The 10,777-nt window shown below is 71.3% G+C and carries 10 protein-coding genes; 6 read left to right on the top strand and 4 right to left on the bottom strand.

Going from position 1 to position 10,777, the window contains the following annotated elements:
• Both M8C13_RS29465 and coaE read left to right on the top strand, forming a co-directional pair.
• Positions 1-664, top strand: a 664-nt coding sequence (locus M8C13_RS29465) for a hypothetical protein (RefSeq protein ID WP_252483986.1), incomplete at its 5' end; no start/stop codon positions are given.
• 19 nt (positions 665-683) lie between these two features.
• A complete protein-coding gene (gene coaE, locus M8C13_RS29460) occupies positions 684-1,880 on the top strand; it encodes a dephospho-CoA kinase (RefSeq protein WP_252483985.1) in 1,197 nt (398 codons plus the stop codon).
• A 1-nt stretch (position 1,881) separates the two neighbouring features.
• Here the strand turns inward: coaE and M8C13_RS29455 are convergent, their stop codons facing one another.
• Positions 1,882-2,142 (bottom strand): hypothetical protein, encoded by a 261-nt coding sequence (locus M8C13_RS29455; protein WP_252483984.1) that lies wholly within the window; start codon positions 2,140-2,142, stop codon positions 1,882-1,884.
• 410 nt (positions 2,143-2,552) lie between these two features.
• Positions 2,553-3,089: a DUF402 domain-containing protein gene (locus tag M8C13_RS29450; protein ID WP_252483983.1), complete on the bottom strand. Its 537-nt coding sequence runs from the start codon at positions 3,087-3,089 to the stop codon at positions 2,553-2,555.
• A gap of 150 nt (positions 3,090-3,239) precedes the next feature.
• Between M8C13_RS29450 and M8C13_RS29445 the strand changes: the two genes are divergently transcribed.
• Positions 3,240-4,460: a DUF5685 family protein gene (locus tag M8C13_RS29445; protein ID WP_252483982.1), complete on the top strand. Its 1,221-nt coding sequence runs from the start codon at positions 3,240-3,242 to the stop codon at positions 4,458-4,460.
• A gap of 15 nt (positions 4,461-4,475) precedes the next feature.
• Entirely contained in the window at positions 4,476-5,603 is a 1,128-nt protein-coding gene (locus M8C13_RS29440) for a DUF5685 family protein (RefSeq protein ID WP_252483981.1), read from the top strand.
• Between the two features lie 53 nt (positions 5,604-5,656).
• On the opposite strand, the gene M8C13_RS29435 is transcribed toward M8C13_RS29440, so the two are convergent.
• Positions 5,657-7,177, bottom strand: a complete 1,521-nt coding sequence (locus M8C13_RS29435) for a collagen binding domain-containing protein (protein WP_252483980.1) — start codon at positions 7,175-7,177, stop codon at positions 5,657-5,659.
• 130 nt (positions 7,178-7,307) lie between these two features.
• A complete protein-coding gene (locus tag M8C13_RS29430; RefSeq protein WP_252483979.1) occupies positions 7,308-7,865 on the bottom strand; it encodes a hypothetical protein in 558 nt (185 codons plus the stop codon).
• Positions 7,866-7,999: 134 nt separating this feature from the next.
• Between M8C13_RS29430 and uvrB the strand changes: the two genes are divergently transcribed.
• Together uvrB and M8C13_RS29420 are read left to right on the top strand one after the other, a co-directional pair.
• Positions 8,000-10,141: an excinuclease ABC subunit UvrB gene (uvrB, locus tag M8C13_RS29425; RefSeq protein ID WP_308202874.1), complete on the top strand. Its 2,142-nt coding sequence runs from the start codon at positions 8,000-8,002 to the stop codon at positions 10,139-10,141.
• 167 nt (positions 10,142-10,308) lie between these two features.
• Positions 10,309-10,737: a VOC family protein gene (locus M8C13_RS29420; protein ID WP_252483978.1), complete on the top strand. Its 429-nt coding sequence runs from the start codon at positions 10,309-10,311 to the stop codon at positions 10,735-10,737.
• Positions 10,738-10,777: the final 40 nt, after the last annotated feature.

Genomic DNA, 10,777 nt, shown 5'->3' with positions numbered 1-10,777 from the left:
CACCCGCTCCCGGCACTACGTTGATCCCATGACCAGGGTGCTCGTCCTCGCTGTCGCCGCTGTGTTCACCGCGCTGACCGCCTGTTCCAGCGGCGAAACGCCCAAGGACAACCCGGCCCCGCCCATTCCCGCGCCGGCCACCAGCACCAGTCCCAGCAGTGCCGCGCCGCCGAAGCCGCTGGCCAAGGACTGCGCCGACGTCCTCACCGCCGCCGACGTCGAGACCGCCCTCGGCAAGACCAACGGCGGCACCGGAGTCCGCTCCGTGGTCGGCGTGCCCGAGCCCAAGATCGGGCGGACCGGGCGCCTGGGCTGCTACTACGGGCCGCCGCAGGACGTGCCGCCGAGGGACGCGCCGGCGGGGCAGGCGGGTTCGGCGCTGGTGGAGCTGGGGCTGGCGACCTATGCCGATGAGGCGGCGGCGTTGAAGCGGGTCCGGGCCACCGTGGAGACCGAGCGGGGCAAGGGAGCCGCGGTCAACGACGTGCAGGTGGGGTCGGACAAGGCGGTGCTGGTGGTGGCGGAGAAGCAGCGGACGCTGGTCTACGCGGTCGGGCGCAGCACCATCGCGTTGACCTTGCCCAGCGGTGTGGTGCCCGATGACCGGGCCGGTCCGGCGCTCGCCGAGCTGGCGGCCAAGGTCGCGGCGGGCGCGCCGCGCTGACCTGGCAGACTGCCTTACCGTGTTGCGCATTGGGCTGACGGGTGGCATGGGGGCCGGCAAGTCGACGGTGGCCGGGCGGCTCGCCGAGCACGGGGCGGTGGTCATCGACGCCGACCGGATCGCGCGCGAGGTGGTCGAGCCCGGCACCGACGGGCTGGCCGAGATCATCGCGGAGTTCGGCGACCGGGTGCTGGCCGGGGACGGATCGCTCGACCGCGCCGCGCTGGGCGGGATCGTCTTCCAGGACGAGGCGGCCCGGCTGCGGCTCAACGCCATCGTGCACCCCAGGGTCGGCGCCCGCACCGCCGAGCTGATCGAGGCCGCCCCCGCCGACGCGATCGTGGTCTACGACGTGCCGCTGCTGGTGGAGAACGGCCTAGCCCCCGGCTTCCACCTGACCATCGTGGTGCACGCCCCGGTCGAGGAGCGCGTCCGCCGCCTGGTCACCTCCCGCGGCGTGCCGGAACAGGACGCGCGGGCCCGGATCGCGGCCCAGGCCACCGACGAGCAGCGGCTGGCCGTGGCCGACGTGTGGCTGGACAACACCGGCTCGCCCGACCTGCTCATGCCGGTGATCGACGCGTTGTGGACCGACCGGCTGGTCCCGTTCGAGGCCAACGTCCGGCTGCGCCGCAGGGCCGAGCGCGGCAGCGCCCACATCGTGGACTACCGCCCCGACTGGCCGCGGCGGGCCGAACGCCTGATCAACCGGATCCGCGCGGTCGCGGGGGAGCGGGCGCTGCGGGTGGACCACATCGGGTCGACCTCGGTGCCCGGCCTGGCCGCCAAGGACGTGATCGACCTGCAGCTCACCGTCGCGGCCATCGAGACCGCCGACGAGCTGGCCGCCCCGCTGACCGAAGCCGGGTTCGCCCCGGTGCCCTGGGCCGACCGGGACAACCCCAAGCCCACCGACCCCGATGTGACCCGCTGGCAGAAGCGCCTGCACTCCTCATCCGACCCCGGTCTCGCCGCCAACCTGCACATCCGGGTCGCGGGCATGCCGAACCAGCGTTTCGCCCTGCTGTTCCGGGACTGGCTGCGCGCCGTGCCCGCCGAGCGGGTCGCCTACGAGCAGCTGAAGCGGGAGCTGGCCGAACGCCTCGCCGGTGAGCCCACGACAAGGGAGTACGCGCTCAGCAAGGAGCCGTGGTTCGACCAGGCGTTCGAGCGGGCGAACCTCTGGGCCGAGGACAGCGGCTGGTCGCCGGTCTGAGCTACAGCGGCGGCCAGATCTCGTAGACGCCCCGGGAGGTCAGCCAGGTGCCCAGGTCGTGCCGGTGCCTGCTGATCTCCTCCAGGGTGCGGTGCACCACGCGCAGCGCCAGGTCGGCGTCCGCGGAGCGCAGCACCTGACCGGCGACCGCGGCGGCGAACTCCTCCGAGCGCACGATGCGCGCGGTGGTGCCGCCAGGCACGGCGAGCCCGAGCAACAGGTCGGTGGTGCGCCACGCGCGGGTGTCCCGCTGAACGCGCACCGCGGTCAGCACACTCGGCGCGGTCCGCGCATGGCGGGAACGCGGCCGATAATGAGTCAGCCGGAGACTGAGATCTGGCAGCAACCAGGTCACCTCGGCCTCAGCGAATGGATCTTCCGGAGTCCAGCATTCCGTACGAAGACCCCACGGTTCCACCCGGCACTCGGAGAGTTCCCGGGTTGTTCCCGACGAATAACTGCGCACCGCGGTGAACGTGTCGACCACGTCGACCAGCTGCGGAGTGATGACCGCGCCCACAACCCCAGACAGTAGTGGGAGGGGTGCGAGCCGTGACAAGCCGGGTCGTTTTGTTACATCACGGCTGGTAAGCGAATCGGTATCGATCGGGTGGGGGTGGCCGACACGCGACCAACGGCGGTTGACCGCGCTGACACACGGCGACTAATGGGCTATTCGGTTCGCCAGGTCAGGGAAATACCTTCGGCTGCCAGCCACTTCTCGGTCAGGTAATCATATCGGGTGATGCCCTCCACCGAGTGATGCACTGTCTGCAATGCCCGTTCGGCCGTTGGAGTGTTTATCAGGCCCGCGTTCACCGCCGCCAGTAGTTCATCGGTGTCCAGCACCTCCAGCCGTTCCCCGGGATAGACCACGATGTCCAGGTAGTGGTCCACGCTGCGCCACACGCCGGGGCCACGCTCGACGTCGACGATGTCCAGGTAGAGGTAGTGCCGTCGCACCCGCTCCGGCCGGAACGTCCAGTTCGACACCCGCAGCCCGAGTTCCGGCAGCAGCCAGCTCTGCAGGTAGGTCATCTTCGGGTGGTCGACCACCGGGCGGGCCAGGTAGAGGCCGAACGGCTCGACCCGGTACTCCTCGACCCGCCGCACGAACCCCTTGGGGTCGGTGTTGGTCATCGCGGCGAGGTCGAACAGCTCCACCTTCGGCGGATGGATGTGCGGGCTCTCGGCGGCTGCGCTCATCATGCCGCCATCCTGCCCAGGCCAGGTTGCGGATGATTCCGCTGACGGAACCAAACTGGTTACACGAAACGGTGAACTTGGCTGGTCCTGCCGACCTAAGATCCCGCCCAGCCACCGGTGTGGGACCGGTGGCCTCGTACTGGGGGCAGGGGCTTGTTCGGGATCATTCGGCCTTGCCGGCACCGGCTGCCGGAACCGCTGCGCACGGCCTGGTGGGCACACCTGTGCGGGCTGTGCCTCGCCCTGCGGGACGCACACGGTCACCTGGCGCGGGCGGCCACCAACTACGACGGCTTGGTCATCTCCGCGCTGGTGGAAGCCCAGCGGACCGGAACCAAGGCCCGCCGCGCCGCGGGCCCCTGCCCGCTGCGCGGCATGCGTGGGGCGGAGGTCGCGGTGGGCGAGGGCGCCCGGCTGGCCGCCGCGGTGTCCCTGCTGCTGGCCTCGGCCAAGATCGCCGACCACGTCACCGACCGGGACGGCCCGTTCGCCTCCCGGGCCGGCGCGCACGCCGGGCGCAGGCTGGCCGCGCGCTGGCACCGGCAGAGCACCGCGGAGTCGCGGATCGTCGGCTTCGACAGCGAGCTGGTGTTCGCCGCGATCGACCGCCAGAGCGGACTGGAGTCTGCGGTCGGCCCGGGCAGCTCGGTGCTGACCGTCACCGAACCCACCGAGACCGCCACCGGCGCCGCGTTCGCGCACACCGCGGTGCTGGCCGGTCGCCCGCACAACGCCGCGCCCCTCGGCGAGGCCGGACGCCAGTTCGGGCGGATCGTGCACCTGCTCGACGCGGTCGAGGACAGCGCGGCCGACGCGGCCACCGGCTCGTGGAACCCGCTGACCGCCACCGGCACCGACCTCGCCGAGGCCAGGCGGCTGTGCGAGGACGCGGTGCGGGGCGTCCGGCTCGCGCTCAAGGAGACCGAGCTGACCGACCAGCGGCTGGTGCACGCGCTGCTCGCGCACGAGCTGGAACACGCCGTCGACCGGGTCTTCGCCCAGCAGCAGGACCCACCCACCGAGCCGATCCCGATGCCGGAACCACCACCCGGGGAGGTCCCGAGGGGCAAGCGCGCCCGGTGGCCGTGGGTGGCTGGCTGTTCTGGTTTGGCGCTCGCCGTCTGCGGTGGCTGCGCGGCCTGCGCGCGGTCCTGCCGCACCGACGGGCTGCGCTGCAACACCGAGGGCTGGGACCGGTGTGTGGCCGGGTGCAACCAGTGGTGCCAGGGCCAGTGCGGTGGCTGCTGCAACAGCTGCTCGAGCTGTGACTGCGGCAACTGCAACTGCGGCAACTGCAACTGCGGCAGCTGTGACTGCGGCAACTGTGGCGATGCCTGCGGCAACTGCGCCGGCGGTTGCCAGTGTCAGTGTTGACGAGGGGGACTGACGATGTTCGGAATCATCCGGCCGTGCCGGCACCGGTTGGACGAGTCGCTGCGCGCGGCCTGGTGGGCGCACCTGTGCGGCCTGTGCCTGGCCCTGCGTGACGACCACGGTCAGGTCGCGCGCACCGCGACCAACTACGACGGCCTGGTCATCTCCGCGCTGGTGGAGGCCCAGCAGAACGGCGCCCGGGCCCGGCGCAAGGCAGGCCCGTGCCCGCTGCGCGGCATGCGCGGCGCGGAGATCGCCAACGGGGACGGGGCCCGGCTGGCCGCGGTGGTGTCGCTGATCCTGGCCTCGGCCAAGATCTCCGATCACGTCGCCGACGCCGACGGCGTCTTCGCCGCCCGGCCGGTGGCCGGGGTGGCCCGCAGGCTCACCGCCCGCTGGGCCGAGCGCGCCGGACGCACCGGCACCGGCCTTGGCTTCGACACCGCGGTGCTGCTGGACGCGGTGCACCGGCAGCCCGAGGTGGAGGCTGCGGCCGGGCTGGGCAGCTCGGTGCTCGCGGTGACCGAGCCGACCGAGACCGCCACCGGCGCCGCGTTCGCGCACACCGCGGTGCTGGCCGGTCGCCCGCACAACGCCGCGCCCCTCGGCGAGGCCGGCCGGCTGTTCGGCCGGATCGTGCACCTGCTGGACGCGGTCGAGGACCTGGAAGCCGACCGGGCGGCCGGGGCCTGGAACCCGCTGCTGGCCACCGGCGTGGACCTGACCGAGGCGCGGCGGCTGTGCGAGGACGCGGTGCTGGGCGTCCGGCTCGCGCTCAAGGAGGCCGAGCTGACCGACCAGCGGCTGGTGCACGCCCTGCTGGCGCACGAGCTGGACCAGGCGGTCCGGCGGACCTTCGCCCAAGCCGACCCGCACGCGCCCGAACGGGACACCCCGAACAAGCACGAGGCCCCCGAGACCAAGGGCAAGCAACGCGGACTGGTCCTGGGCTGCGGGGTGGCCGCGCTGTCCCTGTTCACCTGCCAGACCTGCTGCGCCGCCGAGTACCACGACCCGTGGACCGGGGAGCGCAAAGAGGGCTGGTGCCACCGGGACAACTGCTGCAACGACTGCTGCGGCGAGTGCTGCAACCCCTGCAACTGCTGCGAGGGCTGCTGCTCCAACTGCTCCTGCGACTGCTAGACGCAGCCCCGCCGCTCTGGGGGCCGCGCCGGCGTACGGCCCCCAGAGCATGGTCACTTCTCCGGAGTGGCGTGCAGATCGAGGCCGTACAGGGTGAGTCCGGCGGTGACGTGCACCGGCTTGGGATACCAGTCCTGGTGCCGGGTCGCGTAGAAGCCGATCTTGATCTCCTGGCTGGCCAGGCCGGACAGAAAGTACTGGCCGTTCAGCGTGACCCGCCCGTCCGGGCCCGCGGCGTCACCGGTGCGCGCGTTGTAGGCATTCACCGAGACGTAGCGGAACGGGATGGTGTTGCCGATGACCTTCCCGGTCACCTTGGCCGCGGGCTTCAGCCGAGCGTCGAGGGTGGTGGCCGCGCCCGCGGTGACGCGCACCGGGGTGGCGGCCAAGCGATCGGGCGCCTCACCGGACCACTGCCACGCGTACTTGCCCTTCATGTCCGGGAACTGCACGCGCCAGTCGTAGGGGCCGAGGTCGGCGATGGTGTAGCGGCCCTCGGTATAGGTGCACTGCACGCCCCACTGGCCTCGGGATCCGGAGGACGCGGGCGTGGTGCCGGGGCAGAGCCCGGAGACGGGCGTGCCGGTCTTGGTGTCAGTGACCGAACCGGTGATCGAACCGGCCCCGTCGAAGCGGACCCGCACCTCTGTGGTCTCACCGGATCTCAGCTCGACCAGCTTCGCCTGCGCCGGGTCGCCGGTGCCGCCTTCGGGGCCGACCCATTGACTGCCGTGCACACCGTCACCGCCGGACCTGTCGCCCGGCATGGCGAACAGGCGGTACTTCCCAGGCGCCAGGTAGGTGATCTCCGCCCGTCCGGTTCCGTGCGCGCAATCCTGGCCATCTTGATCCAGATCACGCTGGTCCGCGTCCGCGATACCCACGCAAGCCTTGCCCACCGCGGCGCCGGTGACCGCGGAGGCGAACTCGACTTTGAGCACCGCCACCCTGGCCAGGGTCTTGGGCAGGCTGGTGGTCTGGTCGGCGCGCACGACCGTCTCGCCAACGATGTCGTACTGGTAACCGTCGGCCTGAATGCCGAAGGACCAGGTGGTCGCGCGAATCGGGCCGAACCGCGCCACTCCCGCGGTGTCGGTGGTGGCGTAGATCGCGTAGGGGCCGTCGCGGGAGGACAGGCGCGCGCCCGGGATCGGCTGCCCGGTGGCCTGGTCGGTCACCGTGAACTCCAGGTCGCCGAGCGGCAGCGCGGTCTCCTCGACCACCGCCGTGCCGCCCGCGGTGACGGTGACGGTGCTGCCTCGGTACTCCTCGACCTGCTGCGGCCAGTACTGCACCGCGCGCTCGGGTCCGAAGAAGCCGATCCGGTACTCGCCGACCGGCACGCCCTCGAAGCGGAACCTGCCCTCGGTGTCGGTGGCCGTCCACCCTCGCTGGTTGCCGTTGAGGTCGTTGAGCCGCACCCCGACTACCAACGGCCTGCCCGGTCCCCGCAGGAAGCTGCCGGAGATCGAACCGGTCTCGGCGGCGGCCGCCGGAACCGCGGTCATGCCCAGCAGCAGCGCGACCGCGGTCAGGACGGAAAGGACAGCACGAAGCGATCTTCGTTCGAACATGAATCCCCCACAGTTGAATGTCGCGAATCCCCGGGCGAACGCTACTGGCGCCCTCTGGTTCCCTCCAGGGCCAGTCGGACGCATTCGGCCAGGTGAGGAGACGTGGCGGGAACACCCAGGCCGTCGCGGGTCATCGGCACACCTCGCCCCAGCCGTCCACGGCGTCGGAGCGGTCGGCGGGCGCGGACCGGGTGGCCAGTTCGCGCAGGCGTGCCAGACCGGCGAGCACCTCGGTCCGGTTGGCCGCCGCCCTCATCCAGGGTGGTGACCGGGAGAGCATCGACCGGTTCGACCGGGGCTCGCCGCGTTCCCGTAATCGGGCGCCGACGTAGGCGGTCAGCTCGGTCACCTGGTCGAGGTTGTAGGCCCAGAGGACCTCTCCGGCGCACCGCGTCCGCAACCACAGCGGTCGTCTGAAGTACGGGTCCTCGGCGCCGCCCAGCGCCACACCGGCCGACCCCTTGGCCGCGTGGTCCCAGTCCGCGGTCGTGCCGCAGCCCGCGCAGACCAGTCGCCGCGGGGTGAACACCAGCTCGGCCCAGGACTCCGGCTTCGGCAGGCCGGGTCTGGGCACGACGGCCGCGCGGCCGCCGCAGCGCGGGCACACGATGAGGACGTGGCCGACGAAGTGGGACAGCCACTGGCCTGAGTCGTGGTGGCGGAGCTGGTGCTGGGGCGCTGTGTTCACGTTGGCCACCATGACAGGGGGCCTGGTCAGCGGTGAAATCAGTTATCCACAGGGCCGGCCGAGGGCTGGAGTTATCCACAGGCCCCGGTGGGCGGGATCGCCGACTGTCGGTCCCTGCGCCTACAGTCGCAGACGTGGCTGAAGCACCCGTGATCGCACATTCGCAGTTCCGTCCCGTCGGCGACATCGCCCGCGCCGACGGGCGATTCCGCATGGTCGCCGACTACCAGCCCGCGGGTGACCAGCCCGCGGCCATCGAGGAGCTGGAACGGCGGATCAAGGCGGGCGAGGAACACGTGGTGCTGCTCGGCGCCACCGGCACCGGCAAGTCGGCCACCACCGGCTGGCTGGTGGAGCGGCTGCAACGGCCGACGCTGGTGCTCGCGCCGAACAAGACCCTGGCCGCCCAGCTGGCCAACGAGCTGCGCGAGTTCTTCCCGGACAACGCGGTCGAGTACTTCGTCAGCTACTACGACTACTACCAGCCCGAGGCCTACGTCCCGCAGACCGACACCTACATCGAGAAGGACTCCTCGACCAACGACGAGGTCGAGCGGCTGCGCCACTCCGCCACGATGAGCCTGCTGACCAGGCGCGATGTCATCGTGGTCGCCTCGGTGTCCTGCATCTACGGCCTCGGCACGCCGCAGGAGTACCTGGACCGGTCGGTGCGGCTGAAGGTCGGCGACGAGGTCGTGCGGGACGAGCTGCTGCGCGCGCTGGTGGACGTGCAGTACGCCCGCAACGACATCGCCTTCGCCCGCGGCACGTTCCGGGTGCGCGGGGACACCGTGGAGGTGATCCCGGCCTACGAGGAGCTGGCCGTCCGGATCGAGTTCTTCGGCGACGAGATCGACAAGCTGTACTACCTGCACCCGCTCACCGGCCAGATCGTGCGCGAGGTCGACGAGCTGCGGGTCTTCCCGGCCACCCACTACACCGCCGGTCCGGAGCGGATGGAGCGGGCGATCAGGGACATCGAGGCCGAGCTGGCCGACCAGCTGGCCAAGATGGAGAAGCAGGGCAAGTTGCTGGAGGCGCAGCGGCTGCGCATGCGCACCGCCTACGACATCGAGATGATGCGCCAGGTCGGCTTCTGCTCCGGCATCGAGAACTACTCCCGGCACATCGACGACCGGCCCCCCGGCTCGGCGCCCGCGACGCTGATCGACTACTTCCCGGAGGACTTCCTCCTGGTCATCGACGAGTCGCACGTGACGGTGCCGCAGGTCGGCGGCATGTTCGAGGGCGACGCCTCGCGGAAGCGGACCCTGGTGGAGCACGGGTTCCGGCTGCCCAGCGCACTGGACAACCGGCCGCTGAACTGGGAGGAGTTCTGCGACCGGATCGGGCAGACGGTGTACCTGTCGGCCACGCCGGGCCCGTACGAGATGGGGCAGGCGCGCGGGGAGTTCGTCGAGCAGGTCATCCGCCCGACCGGCCTGCTCGACCCGGAGGTCGTGGTCAAGCCCACCGAGGGCCAGATCGACGACCTGGTGCACGAGATCCGGCTGCGCGCCGAACGCGACGAGCGGGTCCTGGTCACCACGCTGACCAAGAAGATGTCCGAGGACCTCACCGACTACCTGCTGGAGCTGGGCATCCGGGTGCGGTACCTGCACTCCGAGGTGGACACCCTGCGCCGGATCGAGCTGCTCCGGCAGCTGCGGCTGGGCGAGTTCGACGTGCTGATCGGCATCAACCTGCTGCGGGAGGGCCTTGACCTGCCCGAGGTGTCCCTGGTGGCGATCCTGGACGCGGACAAGGAAGGGTTCCTGCGCAGCGGCACCAGCCTGATCCAGACCATCGGCCGGGCCGCCCGCAACGTCTCCGGCCAGGTCCACATGTACGCGGACAAGGTCACCGACTCGATGCGGCACGCCATCGACGAGACCAACCGCCGCCGCGAGAAGCAGATCGCCTACAACAAGGCGGCGGGCATCGACCCGCAGCCGCTGCGCAAGAAGATCGCCGACCTCCTGGACGTGGTCTACGCCGAGGCCGAGGACACCGACTCGGTGGAGATCGGCGGTTCCGGCCGCAACGTCAGCCGCGGCAAGAAGCCGACCGGCGGGCGGGGCACCAGCGGCGTGCTGGTCGAGCGGGACGTCAAGGGCATGCCGCGCGCTGAGCTGGCCGACCTGATCCAGCAGCTGACCGACCAGATGATGAACGCGGCCCGCGAGCTCCAGTTCGAGCTGGCCGGTCGGCTGCGCGATGAGATCGCCGACCTGAAGAAGGAGCTGCGCGGGATGGACGCGGCCGGGGTGCAGTGACCGCGCGCCGGGTGGTGGCGCGGTCCGGTCGCACGCTCGGTCGGTTCGCCCGACTGCCGGGGTTCGCCGCGGGCGCTCGGCTCAGCGGGAACTGGTAGGAGGCCGAGGAGCCGGCTCGGCGGCGGCGCTGGGCCGGGTGATGACGGCGGTGGCGAGGGGGAACTGGGATGGCGTTGGAAGTTCAGGTGGCCATGGACGCGAGTGATCCGAGCGGACTGGCCGAGTTCTGGGCGCTGGCCCTGGGGTACGTGCGGCAGCCGCCGCCACCGGGTCATGACAGCTGGGAGGCCTTCGCCGAGGTCAACGGGATGGCCCACCTGCTCGGCGAGCGTGACGCCCTGGTCGACCCGGAGGGGCTTGGGCCTCGGCTGTACTTCCAGCGGGTGCCGGAGGAAAAGGCGGGCAAGAACCGCGTGCACCTGGACATCCGCGCCAGCAAGGGCGCTGAGGACGAGGTTGAGCGGGCTCGTCTGGTCGGCGAGCACGTCGCGAGGCTGGTCGCGGCGGGTGCCCGGGTGCTGTGGGAGGTCGACGAGCCCGCGGGCCGGTGCACCGTGTTGGCCGATCCCGAGGGCAACGAGTTCTGCGTGGCCTGAGACGTTGGCGGCCAGCCGCGAACCGTGTCAGGGCATGGCG

Source organism: Crossiella sp. SN42 (assembly GCF_023897065.1).
Classification (GTDB): domain Bacteria; phylum Actinomycetota; class Actinomycetes; order Mycobacteriales; family Pseudonocardiaceae; genus Crossiella.
The sequence above is the reverse complement of the archived record's forward strand: the minus strand, read 5'-3'. Positions and strand labels throughout refer to the sequence as shown.